This window comes from Streptomyces sp. NPDC057428 (assembly GCF_042803195.1).
In the GTDB taxonomy this organism is placed as follows: domain Bacteria; phylum Actinomycetota; class Actinomycetes; order Streptomycetales; family Streptomycetaceae; genus Streptomyces.
In genome coordinates, this window is the sequence record NZ_JBHVCT010000017.1 from 74,053 (window position 1) to 94,137 (window position 20,085).

Genomic DNA, 20,085 nt, shown 5'->3' on the forward strand with positions numbered 1-20,085 from the left:
GCCCCCGTACGCCAGGGAACTCCGCACAGGCGGTCCCGTCCAGAGGTCGGACGGGGTGGGATGGCATTGCTCGCGTGCTCCCGTCGTGCGCCCCCTGCGCCGCGCGGTGAGCGCGGACGCCGGGGTGCGATGCGCCGGCCGCTCGCTTCCTCACAGTCTTACCCGACACGCGGGGCGCAGCACGTCGAGCGCTCCGCGCCCGCGCCACCGCCGGTGCGCGACCCCATTCCGTGCCGGGTACCCTCCCCTGACGGTGCCGTATGCGCGCGGGTGCGTACGAGTTGCTACGCCCCACCTTGGTGTGAGCTGTGAGTCTCCTCCGTTGATCTGCGCACCCGCCCTCGTCGGGACGCATCAAGAGGAACTGACTGGTACGTGCAAATTATTTGGGATGCCCCGGAATAGGAACACCGGAGCCCCCAGGCTCGTTGTCACGACGTGAGCACGACACCACCTGTACTTGCCGCAGAGCTGGCACAGGCGTGGGCCGACATTCAGCGGTACCACCCCGAGCTGCCCGATCTTGCCGCGCCAGAGTCCCTGATCGGAGAGTCCTCGTCCGCCTGTGGCGCCGAACTCTCCTTCGAACGGCTGCTCCACGAAGCAGTCCACGGCATCGCAGCCGCGAGAGGTGTCCGGGACACCTCCCGGGCGGGCCGCTACCACAACCGGCGCTTCCTAGCGATCGCGGAGGAGCTGGGCCTCGACCACGCCGAGGAGCCCCACCCCAGCAGCGGATTCTCGTTGGTGACACTGAATCCCGAGGCCAAACGCAGATACCGCCCCACGACGGAACGGCTGCAGCGTGCGCTCAAGGCGCACACCGTCGCCACCGCCGCGGACACCAAGCGTTCCTTCCGCGGCCCCGCCGCCCGGCACGGTTCGTCCGGGGGAGGGGTACGGGTCAAGGCCGTCTGCGACTGCGGGCGCAACGTCCGCGTCGTCCCGTCGGTCCTCGCCCAGGCGCCGATCGTGTGCGGCGGATGCGGTAAGCCCTTCCGCATCCCGGAAGCGGCGGTCGCGGTGGGGTGACCCGATGCGGTGTGGCACAATGGTCAGCTGTACTCGACAGTCGCACAGGACCCCTCTCTCCTCCGGCTGACGCGTCCATCGGGCACCCGAGTACCGCAACCCCACGTGGCATCTTTTGTGCCCAACCACGTCACAGACCAGGAGAGACCACTTCCGTGGCAGTCAAGATCAAGCTGAAGCGTCTGGGCAAGATCCGTTCGCCTCACTACCGCATCGTCGTCGCCGACTCGCGCACCCGCCGTGACGGCCGGGCCATCGAGGAGATCGGTCTGTACCACCCGGTGCAGAACCCCTCCCGCATCGAGGTCAACGCAGAGCGCGCGCAGTACTGGCTTTCCGTCGGCGCCCAGCCGACCGAGCCCGTCCTCGCGATCCTGAAGCTCACCGGTGACTGGCAGGCCCACAAGGGTCTTCCGGCCCCCGCGCCGCTCCTGCAGCCGGAGCCCAAGGCTGACAAGCGCGCCCTGTTCGAGGCCCTGGCCACGGACGGCGACGAGGCCAAGGGTGAGGCCATCACCCAGAAGGCCAAGAAGTCGGACAAGAAGGCGGACGAGGCGGCCGACGCCGCGTCCACCGAGTCGACCGAGGCCTGAGCATGCTCGAGGAGGCTCTTGAGCACCTCGTGAAGGGCATCGTCGACAACCCCGACGATGTGCAGGTCGCCTCGCGCGATCTGCGCCGTGGACGCGTGCTCGAGGTCCGGGTTCACCCCGACGACCTCGGCAAGGTGATCGGCCGTAACGGCCGCACCGCGCGCGCCCTGCGTACCGTCGTGGGTGCCATCGGAGGACGTGGAATCCGGGTCGACCTCGTCGACGTGGACCAGGTTCGCTGAAGAGTTGAACACCGGCCGGGGCCGGGGAGGGCTTTCGAGCCGTCCCCGGCCTTTGTCGTCCGTACATCACCGCCTCCTCAGTAAGAGATCACCGGGAGAAACAGCGTGCAGTTGGTAGTTGCGCGGATCGGTCGCGCCCACGGCATCAAGGGCGAGGTCACCGTCGAGGTGCGCACCGACGAGCCCGAGCTCCGGCTCGGGCCCGGCGCCGTCCTGGCCACCGAGCCCGCCCACGTGGGGCCGCTGGCCATCGAGACCGGCCGGGTGCACAGCGGAAGGCTGCTGCTGCGGTTCGAGGGGGTGCGCGATCGCACGGGCGCCGAGGCCCTGCGCAACACCCTGCTGATCGCGGAGGTGGACCCCGCGGAACTGCCCGAGGATCCCGAGGAGTTCTACGACCACCAGCTGATGGACCTCGATGTCGTCCTCGCCGACGGCACCGAGATCGGCCGGATCACCGAGATCACGCACCTTCCCTCGCAGGACCTCTTCATCGTGGAGCGTCCGGACGGCAGCGAGGTGATGATCCCGTTCGTCGAGGAGATCGTCTCCGAGATCGACCTCGAGGAGCAGCGTGCCGTCATCACGCCGCCACCCGGTCTGATCGACGAGAGTGAAGCCGTCCTCGCGTCCGCGCGTGACGAGGACGGGGCCGGTAACGACACGGCGGACGACGGGAAGAAGGGCGACGCGTGATGCGGCTCGACGTCGTCACGATCTTCCCCGAGTACCTCGACCCCCTGAACGTCTCCCTCGTCGGCAAGGCGCGCGCCCGGGGCGGCCTCGACGTACACGTCCACGACCTCCGGGACTGGACCCACGACCGGCACAACACCGTGGACGACACCCCCTACGGCGGCGGCCCCGGCATGGTCATGAAGACCGGCCCTTGGGGCGAGGCCCTGGACGAGGCGCTGGCCGACGGATACGAGGCCGGGGCGCACTCGCCGGTTCTCGTGGTGCCGACGCCCAGTGGCCGCCCCTTCACGCAGGAGCTGGCCGTGGAGCTGTCGGAGCGGCCGTGGCTGGTCTTCAGCCCCGCCCGCTACGAGGGCATCGACCGCAGGGTGACGGACGAGTACGCGACCCGGATGCCCGTCGTCGAGGTCTCCATCGGGGACTACGTCCTGGCCGGCGGGGAAGCCGCCGTCCTGGTGATCACCGAGGCCGTGGCACGGCTGCTGCCCGGGGTGCTCGGCAACGCCGAGTCGCACCGGGACGACTCCTTCGCGCCCGGAGCCATGGCCGACCTCCTGGAGGGCCCGGTCTACACGAAGCCCCCCGAGTGGCGCGGGCGCGGTATCCCGGAGGTGCTGCTCAGCGGGCACCACGGGCGGATCGCGCGCTGGCGTCGGGACGAGGCGTTCCGTCGTACCGCGCTCAACCGGCCTGATCTCATCGAGCGTTGCGAGGCGACCGGCTTCGACAAGAAGGACCGCGAGATCCTCTCCATCCTCGGCTGGTCCCCGGAGCCGGGCGGCCGATTTTGGCGCAGGCCGGGGGCCGTGGAAGAATAGGCCCGCTGTACGTCCGGCGTGCGCCCCTGCCACAGGGGGACAGACGCCCGCCCGATGTGATAAGCATCCGAACTTTCACTCTCTCCCGTCGATGACCTGTGGCATCGGCGAAGAAAGCAGACAACATGGCTTCCCTGCTCGATGGCGTCAACTCCGCCTCGCTCCGTACCGACCTCCCGGCGTTCCGCCCGGGTGACACCGTCAACGTCCACGTGCGCGTGATCGAGGGCAACCGCTCCCGTATCCAGCAGTTCAAGGGCGTTGTCATCCGTCGCCAGGGTTCGGGCGTCAGCGAGACCTTCACGGTCCGCAAGGTCTCCTTCAGCGTCGGCGTCGAGCGCACCTTCCCGGTGCACAGCCCGATCTTCGAGAAGATCGAGCTCGTCACCCGCGGTGACGTCCGTCGCGCCAAGCTGTACTTCCTCCGTGAGCTCCGCGGCAAGGCCGCGAAGATCAAGGAGAAGCGCGACCGCTGACTCACCTCCGGCGTCCACAGCGCGGCCGGATAGAATCCGGCCCCGATGAACACGGAAGCACAGCACACGGAGCGCGATCGTTCCTCAGGCCCCGCAGACGGGACGGAGGAGGGGTCGCGCTCCACGCATGTCCGGGACCGGTTCCCGGGGTCGGTGTCCTGGGGCCGGACCGCCTTCCTGGGCATGGTCTGCACCGCCGCCCTGCTGCTCTTCAGCGCGTTCGTGCTCCAGCCCTTCCTCATCCCCAGCGGATCGATGGAGCCCACATTGAGGGTCGGGGACCGGGTACTCGTCAACAAACTGGCGTACCGTTTCGGCTCCGAACCCCGGCGCGGCGACGTGGTGGTCTTCGACGGCACCGGATCCTTCGTGCAGGAGCCCGACGCCGGCGGCGACCCCGTGGGCGAACTGCTGCGCGGGGCGGCCGCGTCCCTGGGACTGGCCGAGCCCGCCGGAACGGACTTCGTGAAGCGGGTGGTGGGCGTGGGGGGTGACCGGGTGGTCTGCTGCGACAAGCGGGGGAGGCTCGAGGTGAACGGCACCGCGGTGCGCGAGGACTACCTCCACCCCGGGGACAGGCCGTCCGAGGTCGCCTTCGACATCGTGGTGCCCGGCGGCACCCTGTGGGTGATGGGCGACCATCGCAGCAGGTCCCGCGACTCACGGGACCACCTAGGGGAGCCGGGGGGCGGCATGGTGCCCGTCGACCGTGTGATCGGGCGGGTCGACTGGCTCGGCTGGCCGCTCGGCAGGCTGGGCCCCCTGGAGGGGACCGAAGCCTTCGCGGGCGTACGGCCGGCAGGCGCGGACCATGGGTAACCGGGGGCGCGGCCGCGACGAGAACGACGCGAGTCCTCCGCTGCCCACCGGATCGCGGCCGACGGCCGCCCGCTCCCTGCCCACGCGGGCGGAGCGGCGCAAGCTCGCCCGCAAGGTGAAACGCCGCAGACGCAGGTCGGCGATCAAGGAGATCCCGCTCCTCGTCCTGGTGGCCCTGCTGATCGCGCTGGTGCTGAAGACCTTCCTCGTGCAGGCCTTCGTGATCCCCTCCGGGTCGATGGAACAGACGATCAGGATCGGCGACCGGGTACTGGTGGACAAGTTGACCCCGTGGTTCGGCTCCGAGCCCGAGCGGGGCGACGTCGTCGTCTTCAAGGACCCCGGCGGCTGGCTGCAGCAGGAGGCGCCCGCCACCGAGGACCCGCCGGCGGGTGTCAAGCAGATGAAGGAACTGCTCACGTTCATCGGGCTGCTGCCCTCCGAGGACGAGCAGGACCTGATCAAACGCGTGGTGGCCGTCGGGGGCGACACCGTGAAGTGCTGTGGCACCGACGGAAGGATCACGGTCAACGGTGTGGCGCTCGACGAGCCCTATCTGAACCCCGGCGATGTGCCGTCCACTCTCAAATTCGAGGTAAAGGTTCCTCGGGGCCGGATCTTCGTGATGGGCGACCACCGGTCCAACTCCGCGGACTCCCGCTTCCATCTCGACAAGCCCGGAAACGGCACGGTCTCAGAGGATGAGGTCGTGGGCAGGGCCGTCGTGATCGCCTGGCCGTTCGGTCACTGGCGCAGGCTGGAGGAGCCCGGGACGTATGCCTCGGTTCCCGACGGACGTGCCGGGACGACTGCGGGGCCGGGCCCGTCGAATAGTCTGTTCCCCCAGGATCGCAACGGAATGGTCCTGCTCCCGACCCCTGCGGAACTCCCGCTCGTTATGGGAGTGGTGGGCCTGCGCCGAATCCGACGCGGGCGGTGGCACGGAGTGAGGAGTGGATGTGGGGGATTTGGCGGTCGGCGCACGATCCGGACACGACGAATCCGAGGACCGGCCCTCGAACGAGGGCGTCCCGGAGGGAGCGGGCAGTGAGGGCGAGCCGGAGGGCGGCGGCAGTAAGGCGGTGAAGAAACCGCGTTCGTTCTGGAAGGAACTGCCGCTCCTCATCGGTATCGCGCTCATTCTCGCGCTGCTGATCAAGACTTTCCTTGTGCAGGCGTTCTCGATCCCCTCGGACTCGATGCAGAACACCCTTCAGCGGGGTGACCGGGTACTCGTCGACAAGCTGACCCCGTGGTTCGGCTCCGAGCCGGAGCGCGGCGAGGTCGTGGTCTTCCACGATCCGGGCGGCTGGCTCGAGGACACCGCGACGCCCGACCCCAACGCGGTGCAGAAGTTCCTGAGCTTCATCGGACTCATGCCGTCCGCCGAGGAGAAGGACCTGATCAAGCGGGTCATCGCGGTGGGCGGCGACACGGTCGAGTGCAAGAAGAACGGACCGGTCACGGTCAACGGCAAGGCGCTGGACGACAAGTCGTTCATCTTCCAGGGCAACAGCGCGTGCGACGACGAGCCGTTCGGGCCGATCCACGTGCCCGAGGGCCGGATCTGGGTGATGGGCGACCATCGGCAGAACTCGTTGGACTCCCGGTACCACCAGGAGCTTCCCGGCGGCGGTACCGTCTCCAACGACGAGGTCGTCGGACGTGCGATCGTGATCGCCTGGCCGGTCAACCGCTGGGCGACGCTCCCCGTTCCGAAGACGTTCGACCAGCCCGGGCTGAACGCGGCCGCCTCCGCCGCCGTGCCGGGAGCACTCGGTGTAGCCGGTGCGCTCCCCCTCGTGTTCTGGCGTCGCCGCAGGCTGACCCATGGGCGTACCGCCGGGTAGGGTGCCGACTCGGATCAGCGATTGTCGATCTCCGATGGGGGAGCGCTGGGATGAGTGGAACAGGACGTACTGATGACGGCCGCGGCCGGCTCGGCACTGTGGTGTCGAACCTGGCCGTGGCCGTCGGCTGTGTGCTCTTCCTCGGCGGATTCGCCTGGGGAGCGGTGGTCTACGCGCCGTACACGGTGCCGACCGACTCGATGACACCGACGGTCGACGCAGGGGACCGGGTACTCGCGGAGCGGGTGGACGGCAACGACGTCCGGCGTGGTGACGTGGTCGTCTTCACCGACGCAGCCTGGGGCGATGTGCCGATGGTCAAGCGTGTCGTGGGCGTGGGCGGTGACAGGATCGTCTGCTGCGGCAAGGACGGCCGCCTCACCATCAACGGCAAGCCCATCGATGAACCGTATCTGCGGGCGGACGGTGCCTCGTCGCTCGTCGGCGAGGACGGTAAGGCAACCGCCTCCGTCCAGAAGTTCACGGCCGATGTCCCGAAGGGGCAGCTCTTCCTCCTCGGGGACGAGCGCAACACCTCCATGGACTCCCGCGTGCATCTGGAGGACCCCGGCCAAGGGTCCGTACCGCGCAGTGCTGTCCAGGCACGTGTGGACGCCGTGGCGTGGCCCCTGAACGGCATGATCGGCCGGCCGGAAGCCTTCGCGTCCCTGCCGGGAGGGGTGTCGTCCAGCGGGCCCCTGCCCTTGCAGGCCGGCGCCCTGGTGGTGGGAGTGGTACTCATCCTGGGCGGAGCGGCATACGGCCCCCTCGCGGCCCGGTCCGCCCGCGGTCCGAAGCGCCCGAAGGCGTCCGCCGGTGCCCGCTGAGGCGCGCAGGGTCGCGAGGGTGGTCCTCCTGGACCCCGACGACCGGATCCTGCTGCTGCATGGCTTCGAGCCCGAGGACCCGGCCGACACCTGGTGGTTCACCCCGGGCGGCGGGCTGGAGGGCGACGAAACCCGTGAGGAGGCCGCCCTCCGCGAGCTCGCGGAGGAGTCCGGGATCACGGACGTCACGCTCGGTCCGCTGCTGTGGACGCGGGTCTGCTCCTTCCCGTTCGACGGGCGGCGCTGGGACCAGGACGAGTGGTACTTCCTGGCCCGTACGTCGCAGACCTCGACGGACCGGAAAGGGCACACGGAGCTGGAGCAGCGCAGCGTTGCCGGCCTGAGGTGGTGGACGTCCGCCGAACTCCTGGCCACCCGTGAGACGGTGTACCCGACCAGGCTCGCCGGGCTGCTGCGCACGCTGCTCGACGAGGGTCCCCCGAGTGTTCCGCTGGTCCTCGCCCCCGAAATCGCCTAATCGGTCAGGGGTGCGCTGGGCTGACGCACAATAGGGGGACGCACGGCTGAAGGGGAACATGCCATGAGTGCCGAGGACCTCGAGAAGTACGAGACCGAGATGGAGCTGAAGCTCTACCGGGAGTACCGCGATGTCGTCGGTCTGTTCAAATATGTGATCGAGACCGAACGGCGCTTCTACCTCACCAACGACTACGAGATGCAGGTGCACTCCGTTCAGGGCGAGGTCTTCTTCGAGGTTTCCATGGCGGACGCGTGGGTCTGGGACATGTACAGGCCCGCCCGGTTCGTCAAGCAGGTCCGCGTTCTGACGTTCAAGGACGTGAACATCGAGGAGCTCAACAAGAGCGACCTCGAGCTCCCGGGCGGCTGATGCCGACGGTGCTCCCCGGTGTCCCGGCTCACTCGTCCGAGTGGCCGGGATTTCCACAATGACGAGGTTATCCACCAAGATCCAACGGATCGGGCGTGAGGCGTCATCGTCGGTGCCGGAGGTGGTGCCGAATGAACGCACGGGGGGCACTCGGGCGGTACGGCGAGGACCTGGCGGCGCGGCTGCTGGCGGACGCCGGGATGGCCGTACTGGAGCGCAACTGGCGGTGCCGGGCGGGAGAGCTCGACATCGTCGCCAGGGACGGCGACGCGGTGGTCGTCTGTGAGGTGAAGACCCGCAGGGCGGGTTCCTTCGAGCATCCGATGGAGGCGGTCACACCGGCCAAGGCCGACCGGCTCCGCAGGCTCGCCGAGATCTGGCTCGACCGGCACGGCGGGCCGCCGCCGGGCGGCGCCCGGATCGATCTGGTCGGGGTCCTCGTCCCCTGGCGGGGCGCTCCGGTCGTCCAGCACGTCCGGGGCGTGGCCTGATGGGGTTCGCGCGGGCGTGCTCGGTGGCCCTGGTCGGCGTCGAGGGCGTTGTGGTGGAGGTCCAGGCCGATCTGGAACCGGGCGTGGCGGCCTTCACGCTCGTCGGGCTGCCGGACAAGAGCCTGGTGGAGAGCAGGGACCGGGTCAGGGCCGCGATCGTCAATTCCGGGGCGGAGTGGCCGCAGAAAAAGCTCACGGTGGGTCTTTCCCCCGCCTCTGTCCCGAAGAGTGGTTCGGGTTTCGATCTCGCCGTCGCGTGCGCCGTGCTCGGAGCGGCGGAGCGGATCGACCCGGCGGCCATCGCGGACGTGGTGATGATCGGGGAGCTGGGCCTGGACGGCCGGGTGCGGCCCGTGCGCGGGGTGCTGCCCTCGGTGCTCGCGGCGGCCGAGGCGGGGTACCGCCAGGTCGTGGTCCCCGAGCAGACGGCGGGGGAGGCCGCCCTGGTGCCGGGCATCTCCGTCCTCGGCGTGCGGAGTCTGCGCCAGCTGATCGCCGTCCTCGGTGACGAACCGGTACCGGACGAGCCGGCCGCGGACCTCGGCCGCCCCGATGCGATGCTGGCCGGGCTGATGGTCCCGGGTGCGGGTCTCGGCTCTGGCCTGGTGCCGCTCTCCGCCGACGGCGCGGGGCACCGGCCGGACCTGGCCGACGTCGCGGGCCAGGCCCGGGCGCGCACGGCCCTGGAAGTGGCGGCGGCGGGCGGGCACCACCTGCTTCTCTCGGGGCCGCCCGGCGCGGGGAAGACCATGCTGGCCGAGCGGCTCACGGCGATCCTGCCACCGCTGACCCGGCGGGAATCCCTTGAGGTCACGGCGGTGCACTCGGTCGCCGGCATCCTCCCGCCGGGAGAGCCGCTGATCGGCAGGGCGCCGTACTGCGCTCCGCACCATTCGGCGACGATGCAGTCACTCGTGGGCGGGGGGAACGGCCTGCCCAGGCCCGGAGCGGTGTCACTGGCGCACCGGGGCGTCCTTTTCCTGGACGAGGCACCGGAGTTCTCGGGGAGGGCGCTCGACGCGCTGCGCCAGCCGCTCGAGTCCGGACACGTCGTGGTCGCCCGCGCGGCCGGGGTCGTGCGGCTGCCCGCGCGCTTCCTGATGATCCTCGCGGCGAACCCCTGCCCGTGCGGCAGGCACACCCTGTCCGGGTCGGGCTGCGAATGCGCGCCCTCCGCGGTCCGCCGCTATCAGGCACGGCTGTCCGGTCCACTGCTGGACCGGGTGGATCTGCGCGTCGAGGTCGAACCGGTGAGCAGGGCCGACCTGATGGGCGGCGGCGGCCGGGGAGAGTCCTCGGCGGAGGTGGCCGCCAGGGTGCGACAGGCCAGGGCAAGGGCCGCCGAACGTCTCGCCGGCACGCCGTGGACGACCAACAGCGAGGTGCCCGGGCACGAGCTGCGTACGCGACTGGTCGCGGCCCCCGGTGCGCTGGCGGCCGCCGAGCGTGACATGGAGCGCGGCGCCCTCACGGCCCGCGGGCTGGACAGGGTCCTGCGCGTGGCCTGGACGGTGGCCGACCTGAGAGCTTCCGACCGGCCCGATGCCTCGGACATCGCCGTCGCCCTGGAACTCCGGACGGGCATCCAGCGCGGCGTCCCGATGCGGGCGGGAGCCTCGTGAACGGGTCGGCGGCCGAGGGGGAGGGCTCGCCGCCCGACGGTCACCGGGAGCGGCTGGCACGCGCCGCACTGACCCGCGTGTTCGAACCAGGGGACGAGCGCGGCGGTCGCTGGCTCCGTGAGATGGGTCCTGTCGAGCTGATGCGGCGCCTGACCGGCGGTGACGGACCGGCGCAGAGGCTGGAGGGGGCGAGCGCCACGCGTCTCGCGGGCTGTCGTCTACGGGCGTCGGGCGTCGATCCGGGACGGGATCTGGCGGACGTGTCGGCGATCGGCGGGCGGTTCCTCTGCCCCGGCGACCGGGAGTGGCCGACCCAGCTCGACGACCTGGGCGACGCCCGCCCCATCGGGCTGTGGGTCAGGGGTACCCCCGACCTCCGGCTCTGGGCCTTGCGCTCGGTCGCGGTGGTCGGTGCCCGGGCGTGTACCCCGTACGGGGCCCACATGGCGGCGGCACTCGGCGCGGGGCTCGCGGAACGCGGCTGGGTGGTGGTGTCCGGTGCGGCGTTCGGGGTGGACGCCGCTGCCCACCGGGGTGCGCTGGCCGCCGATGGAGCGACCATCGCGGTGCTGGCCTGCGGGGTGGATGTCGCCTACCCCAGGGGGCACACCGAGCTGATCGGGCGTATCGCGGAACAGGGTTTGGTCGTAGCCGAGTTGGCGCCTTCGGCTCATCCGACCCGCAGCAGGTTCGTCATGCGGAACCGCGTCATCGCCGCGCTGACACGGGGGACGGTGGTGGTGGAGGCCGAGTACCGCAGCGGCTCGCTGGTCACGGCTCGCAGCGCACAGCGGTTGGGACGTCACACGATGGGCGTCCCCGGACCCGCCACCAGCGGGTTGTCGTCCGGAGTCCATGAACTCCTGCGCGGTGAGGGCACTCTGGTCACCGACGCGTCGGAGGTGGCCGAACTCGTGGGGAGCATCGGCGACCTGGCTCCGGTCCGGCGCGGCCCGGTGCTGCCGAGGGACCGGCTGGACACAGTCGCCGCACGCGTGCTGGACGCGCTTCCCCGCAGGGGGACCATGAGCGTGCCTGATGTGGCCCGCGCGGCCGGAACGGGCGCCGACGAGACACAGGGCCGGCTGTACGAACTGCACTCGCTGGGATTCGTCGAACGCGAGGGCAACGGCTGGAGGCTGGTGGTGACCCCTCGGCCGGAGGCCCACGACGCGCCGCCGTAGCTCCCGCCTTGCCCCTCGGCTCGCTCGTCGGGCGCGGGTGGACGGTACGCCTGCCGCCGGGTCGCCGGTGGCGCGTGGTATCTCATCGGGGTCCCGGGAGGTCTCCGCGCGTCCACCGGGGCCCTCGAATCCGCTGCCGTCGGACCGCCGGGTGCCGGTTTCGGGCCGACGGTGGCCCCTGCGGCATGGCGCGTGGTGACCGTGCTCAGGTCTTCGACGTCCGGTTCACCCATGACGGTGAGATCCGGGCCCGGACCCTGCATGATCCTCGCAGCCGGGTGCACGTGGCGATCGGCCCGGTGGCCAGGTGGCTCCTCAGCCTGTCTGCCTGTCTGCCTGTCTTCTGCTTTCTGCCTGCGTCGGCGCCCATGCGCCTTTGTGCCCATGTGCCGATGCGCCTGTGCGTCCGTCCGAGCGCGCCCGGACCCCTGTTCGTGCGCCTGTATGTCCGGATGCACCTCCGCCCGCTTCCTCGCTGCGAGTAGCCGGCCCGAGGGCCGGCTCGAGTTCAGACCATTTCCCTGCGGCAACAGAGCCAAGCCCTCGGCCTCTTGTGCGAACCACACTGACTGGGGTTCGTCGAACGCGAGGGCGACCGATGGCCGTTGACGCCGGTACCCACACGCAATGAGGACGTGCGGCGAGGCGGTACTTGACCCGGAGCATTCGGGTGAAAAGGTGTTGCCGATGACCTCAGCAGCACCCGGTCAGGCCTCCAGGGGCCGGTGCGCGCGGTGGCTTCCCCCGTTTTCGGACGCGTCACTGATGGGGGAAATGGAACGAAATCGCACCGCACGGTTCCCTTGTCCTGCGCGCACCGCAATGCCTCAGTCACGCTACGCTCACAAGGAATCCGCCCCAGAGACACGTCCCAGCACTCCCACAGCAGAACGGCTCAAGGCACCACATGCCCCAGCACACCTCCGGGTCTGACCGCGCGGCAGTCCCACCGGCTGCGCGTGGCACTGTGCGCCCCCCCGCCCCCTCCTCGCTCGACGAGTTGTGGCGTTCGTACAAGAGCACCGGCGACGAGCGACTGCGCGAGCAGCTGATCCTGCACTACTCGCCTCTGGTGAAGTACGTCGCCGGGCGGGTCAGTGTCGGACTGCCGTCCAATGTGGAGCAGGCGGACTTCGTCTCCTCGGGTGTGTTCGGGCTGATCGACGCCATCGAGAAGTTCGACATCGAGCGCGCGATCAAGTTCGAGACGTACGCGATCACCAGGATCCGCGGTGCGATGATCGACGAACTCCGCGCGCTCGACTGGATTCCCAGGTCCGTCCGGCAGAAGGCGCGCAACGTCGAGCGCGCCTACGCCACTCTGGAGGCGCAGCTGCGGCGTACGCCCTCGGAGGCCGAGGTTGCCGCCGAGATGGGCATCGCCCTGGAAGAACTGCACACCGTTTTCAGCCAGTTGTCGCTCGCCAACGTGGTGGCCCTGGAGGAACTGCTCCATGTCGGAGGCGAGGGCGGCGGCCGGCTGAGCCTGATGGACACCCTCGAGGACACGGCCGCCGACAACCCGGTCGAGGTCGCCGAGGACCGTGAACTCAGACGGCTACTGGCCCGCGCCATCAACACGCTCCCGGACCGGGAGAAGACCGTGGTCACCCTTTACTACTACGAGGGGCTCACCCTTGCCGAGATCGGCAACGTCCTCGGGGTGACGGAGAGCAGGGTCAGCCAGATCCACACCAAATCCGTGCTGCAGCTCCGCGCGAAGCTGGCCGACGCCGGGCGCTGACCGGGGGCCCAGGCCACCCGGCCGCGGAAGCCCACCCTCTTCCGGCGGAGGCCGCCGTAGAGTGGACGGGTGCCCAGGATTCGAGCGGCCTCCGTGGCCGAGCACCGGACCATGCAGCGCGGCGCCCTCCTGGACGCCGCTCGCTCCCTGCTGTCCGAGGGCGGTACGGAGGCGCTGACCTTCCCCGCCCTCGCCGAGCGCACCGGCCTCGCCAGGTCCTCCGTCTACGAGTACTTCCGCTCCCGCGCCGCCGTCGTGGAGGAGCTCTGCGCCGTCGACTTCCCCGTCTGGGCGGCCGACGTCGAGAACGCCATGGACCGCGCCGGCACGCCGGAGGCGAAGATCGAGGCCTACGTGCGCCGGCAACTCGACCTGGTGGGGGACCGCAGGCACCGTGCGGTCGTCGCCATCTCCGCGAGCGAACTGGACACGGGTGCCAGGGAGAAGATCCGTGCCGCGCACGGCGGGCTGATCGCCATGATCGTCGAGGCACTGGCGGACCTCGGCCACACCGAGCCGAGACTGGCGGCCATGCTGCTCCAGGGATCAGTCGACGCCGCCGTCCGCAGGATCGAACTGGGTGCGGCGGAGGAGCCGGGTGTCGTCGCGGACACCGCCGTGGCCATGATCCTGCGCGGAGTGCGGGGCTGACCTGACGTGCGGGCCTGGCCCGACCTCGGGCCGGCGTCCGGCAGCGGTACGCCGAGCACCGGCAGCAGCCGGGAGGGCCCGCGCCGCAGCATCGAGGGCGGCACCAGGCTCAGAGGATCCAGGTAGGCGTCACCGCGCCTGAGCCCCCAGTGCAGGCACCCGGCGGCGCAGTGAGAGGGTCCAGGCCCGACGACCCCGACCACCTGCCCCGCGGACACCTCGTCGCCCTCGGCGACCCGCGCCCGCACCGGCTCGTAGGTGAAGCGGAGCGGGGGCTCCCCGCTGTCGGCCACGTCGACGGAGACCACCCCGCGCCCCGCCACCGGGCCCGCGAAGGCGACCCGGCCCGGGGCCGCCGCCCGCACCGGGGTGCCCGGTGGTGCGCCGAGGTCGACGCCGCGGTGTCCTGGCGCGTACGGACCGGCAGGCGGCTCCCAGCCCCGTACGACCACGGGCCGGCCTGCCAGCGGCCAGGCCCGGCCCCCGTCCGCTCCCGAGGGCGCACCCGCCGATGCCGGAGGCCCCACCGGCGTCGGCTCCGACACCCTCGTCGACGCCGGTGCCGATGCCCACGCGACGGCGGATCCCGGCAGGACGGCGAGCAGCGCCGCCGGTAACGAGGCGAGCAGGGCTGCGAGGAACGCGGTGGGTGGGCGGGCCCGCGAAGGGCGGACGGAGGGGGGCCGGACTACGTTGGTCAGAGGTCTGCGGCGCATGACCGAACGATCCCCCGGCAGCCCGTTCCGCGGGGATCATGGACCCGGTCTGTGGACGACCGAGCCCTTGTGGACATCGCCGTCACCCGGCACCCGACGGGTCCCGTACACTTCTTCTGGCGATCCGGGTCACCGGGTCGACTTCGCACGCCCCTCCATCTCCCTCTCTGTGGACGATGGCCGCGCCTCTCGGTCCTTCGTGGCACGGCGCGTCGGGGCGTCAGGCGCGACAGCAATCCTGCGGTCGCGACAACCGAGTACCTCAAGGAGTACGGCCATGGCCGTCGTCACGATGCGGGAGCTGCTGGAAAGCGGCGTCCACTTCGGTCACCAGACCCGTCGCTGGAACCCGAAGATGAAGCGCTTCATCTTCACCGAGCGCAACGGTATCTACATCATCGACCTGCTCCAGTCGCTGTCGTACATCGACCGCGCCTACGAGTTCGTCAAGGAGACCGTCGCCCACGGCGGCTCCATCATGTTCGTGGGTACGAAGAAGCAGGCCCAGGAGGCCATCGCCGAACAGGCGACGCGCGTCGGCATGCCGTACGTCAACCAGCGTTGGCTCGGTGGCATGCTCACCAACTTCTCCACCGTCTACAAGCGCCTTCAGCGTCTGAAGGAGCTTGAGCTCATCGACTTCGAGGACGTGGCCGCCTCCGGCCTCACCAAGAAGGAGCTCCTGGTTCTCTCCCGCGAGAAGGCCAAGCTGGAGAAGACCCTCGGTGGTATCCGCGAGATGCAGAAGGTGCCCAGCGCCGTCTGGATCGTCGACACCAAGAAGGAGCACATCGCCGTCGGTGAGGCGCGCAAGCTCCACATCCCGGTCGTCGCGATCCTCGACACCAACTGCGACCCCGACGAGGTCGACTACAAGATTCCGGGTAACGACGACGCGATCCGCTCCGTCACCCTGCTCACCCGCGTGATCGCCGACGCCGTCGCCGAGGGCCTCATCGCCCGTTCCGGTGCCGCCACCGGTGACTCGAAGCCGGGCGAGAAGGCCGCCGGCGAGCCCCTCGCCGAGTGGGAGCGCGACCTGCTCGCGGGCGACAAGAAGGCTGACGCCGAGGACACCCCCGAGGTCCAGTCCTCCGCCGAGACCGAGAAGGTCGCCGACGCCGAGCCGGCCGACGCCGCTGCCGAGCAGGCCGAGACCGCTGCCGAGGCCCCCGCCGCCGAGGCTCCGGCCGCGGACGCCGAGCAGGCCTGACGCCCGTCAGTCACGGCTGAAAGACGGCGGGGCCGGTGCTCAGGCACCGTCCCCGCCGTCCACCCGTAGATCTTTCAGACTTCGAGAGAGAACCCAGACTCATGGCGAACTACACCGCCGCTGACGTCAAGAAGCTCCGCGAGCTCACCGGCGCCGGCATGATGGACTGCAAGAAGGCCCTCGACGAGGCCGACGGCAACGTCGACGGCGCTGTCGAGGCGCTCCGTATCAAGGGTCAGAAGGGCGTCGCCAAGCGCGAGGGCCGTTCCGCCGAGAACGGTGCCGTCGTCTCCCTCGTCTCCGAGGACAAGACGTCCGGTGTCCTGCTCGAGCTGAAGTGCGAGACGGACTTCGTCGCCAAGGGTGACAAGTTCCAGGCCGTCGCCAACACGCTCGCAGCCCACGTCGCCGCGACCTCTCCGGCCGACATCGAGGCGCTCCTCGCCTCGGAGATCGAGTCCGGCAAGACCGTTCAGGCATACGTGGACGAGGCGAACGCCAACCTCGGCGAGAAGATCGTCCTGGACCGCTTCGCGCAGTTCGACGGCGCTTTCATCTCCGTCTACATGCACCGCACCATGCCCGACCTGCCGCCGCAGATCGGTGTGATGGTCGAGCTGGACAAGGCCGATGCCGAGCTGGCCAAGGGCCTCGCTCAGCACATCGCCGCCTTCGCCCCGAAGTACCTGTCCCGCGAGGACGTCCCCGCCGAGATCGTCGAGGCCGAGCGCCGCGTCGCCGAGGAGACCACGCGCGCCGAGGGCAAGCCCGAAGCCGCGCTCCCGAAGATCGTCGAGGGTCGCGTCAACGGCTTCTTCAAGGAGGCCACCCTCCTCGGCCAGCCCTACGCGCTGGACAACAAGAAGTCCGTCCAGAAGGTTCTGGACGAGGCCGGTGTCGCCCTGAAGCGCTTCACGCGTATCAAGGTCGGCATCTGAGTCCGTCCGCGAACAACGGTGGACCCGATAGGGTCTGGTGCAGTCGTCGGCCGCACTCAGCCGTACGACCGCAGATCTGACGAGGAGGCCATTGCCGCTGAGGGACAACAGACCCACCGGCAATGGCCTTCTTCGTATGTGCACGAGGAGAATCTCCATGAACAAGGGCGCGGACGCCACACAAGGTGACCACAAGCGCGACGACGGCACGATTTCCGGGCGCTTCATGCTGAAGCTCTCCGGCGAGGCCTTCGCCGGTGGCGGAGGCCTCGGCGTCGACCCCGACGTCGTGCACACCATCGCCCGCGAGATCGCCGCGGTCGTACGGGACGGCGCGGAGATCGCGGTCGTCATCGGCGGCGGCAACTTCTTCCGTGGCGCCGAGCTCCAGCAGCGCGGGATGGACCGGGCGCGGTCCGACTACATGGGCATGCTCGGCACCGTCATGAACTGCCTGGCGCTGCAGGACTTCCTGGAGAAGGAAGGCATCGACTCGCGCGTCCAGACCGCCATCACCATGGGCCAGGTCGCGGAGCCGTACATCCCGCTCCGTGCCGTGCGGCACCTGGAGAAGGGGCGCGTCGTGATCTTCGGCGCCGGCATGGGTATGCCGTACTTCTCCACCGACACGACCGCGGCCCAGCGTGCACTGGAGATCGACGCCGAGGCGCTGTTGATGGGGAAGAACGGCGTGGACGGGGTCTACGACTCCGACCCGAAGACCAACCCCGACGCGGTGAAGTTCGACGCTCTCGAGTACGGCGAGGTCATCGCCCGTGACCTCAGGGTCGCCGACGCCACCGCCATCACGCTGTGCCGTGACAACCAGCTCCCGATCCTCGTCTTCGAGCTGACGGCGGAGGGCAATATCGCCCGAGCGGTCAAGGGTGAGAAGATCGGCACGCTGGTGAGCGACGAGGGCACCCGGGCCTGACCGCCCGAAAGATGGACAACGGCCTGCCGGTCGGACACCGTGCAGGTGAGGACGCGACGCAGGATCCGCAGGGCCCGACGATGCCGGGTCCGCTCAAGACACGCAGGAGCACGTGGTGATCGAAGAAATCCTCCTCGAGGCCGAGGAGAAGATGGAGAAGGCCGTCGTGGTCGCGAAAGAGGACTTCGCCGCGATCCGTACCGGCCGTGCGCACCCGGCGATGTTCAACAAGATCGTCGCCGACTACTACGGCGCGCTGACCCCGATCAACCAGCTCGCCTCGTTCTCGGTTCCCGAGCCGCGGATGGCCGTGGTGACCCCGTTCGACAAGACGGCGCTGCGCAACATCGAGCAGGCGATCCGTGACTCCGACCTCGGCGTCAACCCGAGCAACGACGGCAACATCATCCGCGTGACGTTCCCCGAGCTCACGCAGGACCGCCGCAAGGAGTACATCAAGGTCGCCAAGACCAAGGCCGAGGACTCCAAGATCTCGATCCGCTCCATCCGTCGCAAGGCCAAGGAGACGCTCGACAAGCTCGTCAAGGACAAGGAGTCCGGTGAGGACGAGGTCCGCCGCGCCGAGAAGGAGCTCGACGACACCACCGCGAAGTACGTCGCGCAGGTGGACGAGCTGCTCAAGCACAAGGAAGCCGAGCTGCTCGAAGTCTGATGAACGACTCCTCCTGGGGCGCCCCGCAGGGAGCCGGTTACCGGGGCACGCCCGAGATGGGGGCGGCCCCGGCGGGTCCTGCCTACGATGTGCACGCCGCCCAGCAGACTCGGCCCATGCCCATCGTGCCGGACGTTCCCGACGAAGGTAGAGACGCTGCCGACCGGAACAGGGACGCCGCGCGCGTCAGCGGCCCCCTGTTCCGTGACGAGAGCCCGCAGGAGCCCATGTCCACCCCGCTGCCTCCACAGCCGCACAAGAAGCGTGCGGGGCGTGACCTGCGTGCCGCCATAGGGGTGGGCGTCGGCCTCGGTGCCCTGGTCGTCGGCTCGCTCTTCATCGTGAAGGCCGTCTTCGTCGGTGTGATCGCGCTGGCGGTGGTGGTCGGGCTGTGGGAGCTGACCTCCCGCCTCAAGGAACGCAAGGGCATCAACGCGCCGCTCGTACCGCTTGCCGTCGGCGGGGCCGCGATGGTGGTCGCCGGATACGCGCGGGGGTCCGAGGGCGCCTGGGTCGCCATGGCGCTCACGGCGCTCGCGGTGCTCGTGTGGAGGATGACGGAGCCGCCCGAGGGTTACCTCAAGGACGTCACGGCCGGTGTCTTCGCCGTCTTCTACGTGCCGTTCCTCGCCACGTTCGTCGCGATGATGCTGACCGCGGACGACGGTGCTTGGCGCGTGCTCACCTTCCTCATGCTGACGGTGGTCAGCGACACCGGTGCGTACGCCGTCGGCTGGCGCTTCGGCACGCACAAGCTGGCGCCGCGCATCAGCCCCGGCAAGACGCGTGAGGGCCTGTTCGGTGCGGTGGGCTTCGCGATGGTCGCGGGGGCGCTCTGCATGCAGTTCCTGATCGACGGCGGGACCTGGTGGCAGGGCCTGCTGATGGGCCTCGCGGTCGCCGCCAGCGCCACTCTGGGGGACCTGGGCGAGTCGATGATCAAGCGGGACCTGGGGATCAAGGACATGGGCACGCTGCTGCCCGGCCACGGCGGCATCATGGACCGGCTCGACTCCCTGCTGCCGAGCGCTCCGGTCGTGTGGCTGCTGCTGGTCCTGTTCGTCGGATCCGGCTGATACGGCCGCACCCACCGCTTCGCGTCCCGTCAACGGGGCCCGCCGTCCACAGGACGGCGGGCCCCGTTCGCGTGCGCCCGGTCAACGGCGGCGGGGAGACTTCCAGCCGTTCCTGCGGAGTCGTACGAGCACGAACATCCCGGCACGGGACCCGGACCGCCAGGAAGACCCACCTGAACCACGGCCGACGGCCGCCTGCCGGTGGCGTCGTGGCGCACTGCCGCTGGTTCACTCCGCGGCGCGGTTCACCGAAGTCCTCCGAGGATGCCCCGGCCTTCAGGCCGGGGAGGAATCGGACTCCTGGGGAGCAGGGCAGGGGTAGTCGAATCGCCGTCAGGGCGATTCGGCGTCTGCCGCGGCGGCGCTGTAGTCGCCTTCGATGCGGTGGAGGATCTCGGAGTTGAGTGACCGCCGGTTCGTCTTGGCCTGTGCTGTGAGCCAGGCATGGAGGTCGGTGGGCAGGCGGAGCGTGATGCGGGTTTCTTCATGATTCATACCCCAATCCTAGTGGTAAAGTGGTGGCATGACGACACGACAGCAGACGGGTGCGGAGTCCGGGCATGCCCGGTACACCTACCGCCTCCGCGTGTCGTCGACCGCGCTCGCCGGACTCGATGCCGAGTGGGCGCGCTGCCGT

At 69.8% G+C, this 20,085-nt stretch carries 23 protein-coding genes and 1 pseudogene; 22 read left to right on the forward strand and 2 right to left on the reverse strand.

The window, feature by feature from the left end:
• Nucleotides 1-438 precede the first annotated feature (438 nt).
• The 17 genes from ACFU5K_RS09820 (at nt 439) to ACFU5K_RS09900 (ending at nt 13,898) form a co-directional block, all read left to right on the forward strand.
• Nucleotides 439-1,032, forward strand: coding sequence for a hypothetical protein (locus tag ACFU5K_RS09820; RefSeq protein ID WP_003965961.1), 594 nt, complete (start codon nt 439-441; stop codon nt 1,030-1,032).
• A 155-nt stretch (nt 1,033-1,187) separates the two neighbouring features.
• A complete protein-coding gene (rpsP, locus tag ACFU5K_RS09825; protein WP_073745735.1) occupies nt 1,188-1,625 on the forward strand; it encodes a 30S ribosomal protein S16 in 438 nt (145 codons plus the stop codon).
• A gap of 2 nt (nt 1,626-1,627) precedes the next feature.
• Complete coding sequence (locus ACFU5K_RS09830; protein WP_014153811.1) at nt 1,628-1,867, forward strand: RNA-binding protein; 240 nt, start codon at nt 1,628-1,630, stop codon at nt 1,865-1,867.
• 105 nt (nt 1,868-1,972) lie between these two features.
• Nucleotides 1,973-2,563, forward strand: coding sequence for a ribosome maturation factor RimM (rimM, locus tag ACFU5K_RS09835; protein ID WP_384058673.1), 591 nt, complete (start codon nt 1,973-1,975; stop codon nt 2,561-2,563).
• On the forward strand, nt 2,563-3,384 hold the full coding sequence (trmD, locus tag ACFU5K_RS09840; RefSeq protein WP_384058675.1) for a tRNA (guanosine(37)-N1)-methyltransferase TrmD: 822 nt from the start codon (nt 2,563-2,565) through the stop codon (nt 3,382-3,384). The genes rimM and trmD overlap by 1 nt, the downstream gene beginning before the upstream one ends.
• 125 nt (nt 3,385-3,509) lie before the next feature.
• Entirely contained in the window at nt 3,510-3,860 is a 351-nt protein-coding gene (rplS, locus tag ACFU5K_RS09845; protein ID WP_384058677.1) for a 50S ribosomal protein L19, read from the forward strand.
• Between the two features lie 45 nt (nt 3,861-3,905).
• A complete protein-coding gene (lepB, locus tag ACFU5K_RS09850; RefSeq protein WP_384058679.1) occupies nt 3,906-4,679 on the forward strand; it encodes a signal peptidase I in 774 nt (257 codons plus the stop codon).
• Entirely contained in the window at nt 4,672-5,730 is a 1,059-nt protein-coding gene (gene lepB, locus ACFU5K_RS09855; RefSeq protein WP_384058681.1) for a signal peptidase I, read from the forward strand. Before lepB (ACFU5K_RS09850) ends, lepB (ACFU5K_RS09855) begins: the two co-directional genes overlap by 8 nt.
• The gene (lepB, locus tag ACFU5K_RS09860; protein ID WP_384058705.1) at nt 5,648-6,529 is read left to right on the forward strand and encodes a signal peptidase I; all 882 of its coding nucleotides are present in this window, start codon (nt 5,648-5,650) and stop codon (nt 6,527-6,529) included. Before lepB (ACFU5K_RS09855) ends, lepB (ACFU5K_RS09860) begins: the two co-directional genes overlap by 83 nt.
• Before the next feature lie 50 nt (nt 6,530-6,579).
• Nucleotides 6,580-7,356, forward strand: coding sequence for a signal peptidase I (gene lepB / locus ACFU5K_RS09865; RefSeq protein ID WP_384058683.1), 777 nt, complete (start codon nt 6,580-6,582; stop codon nt 7,354-7,356).
• The gene (locus ACFU5K_RS09870) at nt 7,346-7,834 is read left to right on the forward strand and encodes an NUDIX hydrolase (RefSeq protein WP_384058685.1); all 489 of its coding nucleotides are present in this window, start codon (nt 7,346-7,348) and stop codon (nt 7,832-7,834) included. The genes lepB (ACFU5K_RS09865) and ACFU5K_RS09870 overlap by 11 nt, the downstream gene beginning before the upstream one ends.
• Nucleotides 7,835-7,897: 63 nt before the next feature.
• Nucleotides 7,898-8,206 carry a DUF2469 domain-containing protein gene (locus ACFU5K_RS09875; RefSeq protein ID WP_003965949.1) on the forward strand — a complete coding sequence of 103 codons (309 nt, stop codon included), beginning with the start codon at nt 7,898-7,900 and terminating at the stop codon, nt 8,204-8,206.
• Between the two features lie 131 nt (nt 8,207-8,337).
• A complete protein-coding gene (locus ACFU5K_RS09880; RefSeq protein ID WP_384058687.1) occupies nt 8,338-8,697 on the forward strand; it encodes a YraN family protein in 360 nt (119 codons plus the stop codon).
• Nucleotides 8,697-10,319, forward strand: a complete 1,623-nt coding sequence (locus ACFU5K_RS09885) for a YifB family Mg chelatase-like AAA ATPase (protein ID WP_384058689.1) — start codon at nt 8,697-8,699, stop codon at nt 10,317-10,319. The genes ACFU5K_RS09880 and ACFU5K_RS09885 overlap by 1 nt, the downstream gene beginning before the upstream one ends.
• Nucleotides 10,316-11,503 (forward strand): DNA-processing protein DprA, encoded by a 1,188-nt coding sequence (gene dprA, locus ACFU5K_RS09890; RefSeq protein ID WP_384058691.1) that lies wholly within the window; start codon nt 10,316-10,318, stop codon nt 11,501-11,503. Before ACFU5K_RS09885 ends, dprA begins: the two co-directional genes overlap by 4 nt.
• 907 nt (nt 11,504-12,410) lie before the next feature.
• Complete coding sequence (gene whiG, locus ACFU5K_RS09895) at nt 12,411-13,247, forward strand: RNA polymerase sigma factor WhiG (RefSeq protein ID WP_384058693.1); 837 nt, start codon at nt 12,411-12,413, stop codon at nt 13,245-13,247.
• Between the two features lie 93 nt (nt 13,248-13,340).
• On the forward strand, nt 13,341-13,898 hold the full coding sequence (locus ACFU5K_RS09900; RefSeq protein WP_384058707.1) for a TetR/AcrR family transcriptional regulator: 558 nt from the start codon (nt 13,341-13,343) through the stop codon (nt 13,896-13,898).
• A 173-nt stretch (nt 13,899-14,071) separates the two neighbouring features.
• Here the strand turns inward: ACFU5K_RS09900 and ACFU5K_RS09905 are convergent.
• Nucleotides 14,072-14,614, reverse strand: a pseudogene (locus tag ACFU5K_RS09905) (peptidoglycan DD-metalloendopeptidase family protein); the annotation flags it as partial.
• 277 nt (nt 14,615-14,891) lie between these two features.
• Here ACFU5K_RS09905 and rpsB point away from each other — a divergent pair.
• From rpsB to ACFU5K_RS09930, 5 genes are all read left to right on the forward strand, one after another.
• Nucleotides 14,892-15,827 (forward strand): 30S ribosomal protein S2, encoded by a 936-nt coding sequence (rpsB, locus tag ACFU5K_RS09910; protein WP_384058694.1) that lies wholly within the window; start codon nt 14,892-14,894, stop codon nt 15,825-15,827.
• Between the two features lie 101 nt (nt 15,828-15,928).
• Nucleotides 15,929-16,765 carry a translation elongation factor Ts gene (gene tsf / locus ACFU5K_RS09915; RefSeq protein WP_384058696.1) on the forward strand — a complete coding sequence of 279 codons (837 nt, stop codon included), beginning with the start codon at nt 15,929-15,931 and terminating at the stop codon, nt 16,763-16,765.
• Between the two features lie 157 nt (nt 16,766-16,922).
• A complete protein-coding gene (gene pyrH / locus ACFU5K_RS09920) occupies nt 16,923-17,699 on the forward strand; it encodes a UMP kinase (RefSeq protein ID WP_384058698.1) in 777 nt (258 codons plus the stop codon).
• A gap of 115 nt (nt 17,700-17,814) precedes the next feature.
• Nucleotides 17,815-18,372: a ribosome recycling factor gene (gene frr, locus ACFU5K_RS09925; protein WP_073726823.1), complete on the forward strand. Its 558-nt coding sequence runs from the start codon at nt 17,815-17,817 to the stop codon at nt 18,370-18,372.
• Nucleotides 18,372-19,448 carry a phosphatidate cytidylyltransferase gene (locus ACFU5K_RS09930; protein WP_384058701.1) on the forward strand — a complete coding sequence of 359 codons (1,077 nt, stop codon included), beginning with the start codon at nt 18,372-18,374 and terminating at the stop codon, nt 19,446-19,448. Before frr ends, ACFU5K_RS09930 begins: the two co-directional genes overlap by 1 nt.
• A 333-nt stretch (nt 19,449-19,781) precedes the next feature.
• On the opposite strand, the gene ACFU5K_RS09935 is transcribed toward ACFU5K_RS09930, so the two are convergent.
• Nucleotides 19,782-19,943 carry an Arc family DNA-binding protein gene (locus tag ACFU5K_RS09935; protein WP_384058702.1) on the reverse strand — a complete coding sequence of 54 codons (162 nt, stop codon included), beginning with the start codon at nt 19,941-19,943 and terminating at the stop codon, nt 19,782-19,784.
• Nucleotides 19,944-20,085: the final 142 nt, after the last annotated feature.

What these genes read in the sequence shown, in the direction of transcription:
- lepB (WP_384058683.1), top strand. Translation starts at nt 6,580, where the DNA reads ATGAGTGGAACAGGACGTACTGATGACGGCCGCGGCCGGCTCGGCACT.
- ACFU5K_RS09885 (WP_384058689.1), top strand. Translation starts at nt 8,697, where the DNA reads ATGGGGTTCGCGCGGGCGTGCTCGGTGGCCCTGGTCGGCGTCGAGGGC.
- pyrH (WP_384058698.1), top strand. Translation starts at nt 16,923, where the DNA reads ATGAACAAGGGCGCGGACGCCACACAAGGTGACCACAAGCGCGACGAC.
- lepB (WP_384058681.1), top strand. Translation starts at nt 4,672, where the DNA reads ATGGGTAACCGGGGGCGCGGCCGCGACGAGAACGACGCGAGTCCTCCG.
- ACFU5K_RS09930 (WP_384058701.1), top strand. Translation starts at nt 18,372, where the DNA reads ATGAACGACTCCTCCTGGGGCGCCCCGCAGGGAGCCGGTTACCGGGGC.
- ACFU5K_RS09880 (WP_384058687.1), top strand. Translation starts at nt 8,338, where the DNA reads ATGAACGCACGGGGGGCACTCGGGCGGTACGGCGAGGACCTGGCGGCG.
- trmD (WP_384058675.1), top strand. Translation starts at nt 2,563, where the DNA reads ATGCGGCTCGACGTCGTCACGATCTTCCCCGAGTACCTCGACCCCCTG.
- lepB (WP_384058679.1), top strand. Translation starts at nt 3,906, where the DNA reads ATGAACACGGAAGCACAGCACACGGAGCGCGATCGTTCCTCAGGCCCC.
- ACFU5K_RS09875 (WP_003965949.1), top strand. Translation starts at nt 7,898, where the DNA reads ATGAGTGCCGAGGACCTCGAGAAGTACGAGACCGAGATGGAGCTGAAG.
- ACFU5K_RS09830 (WP_014153811.1), top strand. Translation starts at nt 1,628, where the DNA reads ATGCTCGAGGAGGCTCTTGAGCACCTCGTGAAGGGCATCGTCGACAAC.
- rplS (WP_384058677.1), top strand. Translation starts at nt 3,510, where the DNA reads ATGGCTTCCCTGCTCGATGGCGTCAACTCCGCCTCGCTCCGTACCGAC.
- rpsB (WP_384058694.1), top strand. Translation starts at nt 14,892, where the DNA reads ATGGCCGTCGTCACGATGCGGGAGCTGCTGGAAAGCGGCGTCCACTTC.
- whiG (WP_384058693.1), top strand. Translation starts at nt 12,411, where the DNA reads ATGCCCCAGCACACCTCCGGGTCTGACCGCGCGGCAGTCCCACCGGCT.
- ACFU5K_RS09935 (WP_384058702.1), bottom strand. Translation starts at nt 19,943, where the DNA reads ATGAATCATGAAGAAACCCGCATCACGCTCCGCCTGCCCACCGACCTC.
- tsf (WP_384058696.1), top strand. Translation starts at nt 15,929, where the DNA reads ATGGCGAACTACACCGCCGCTGACGTCAAGAAGCTCCGCGAGCTCACC.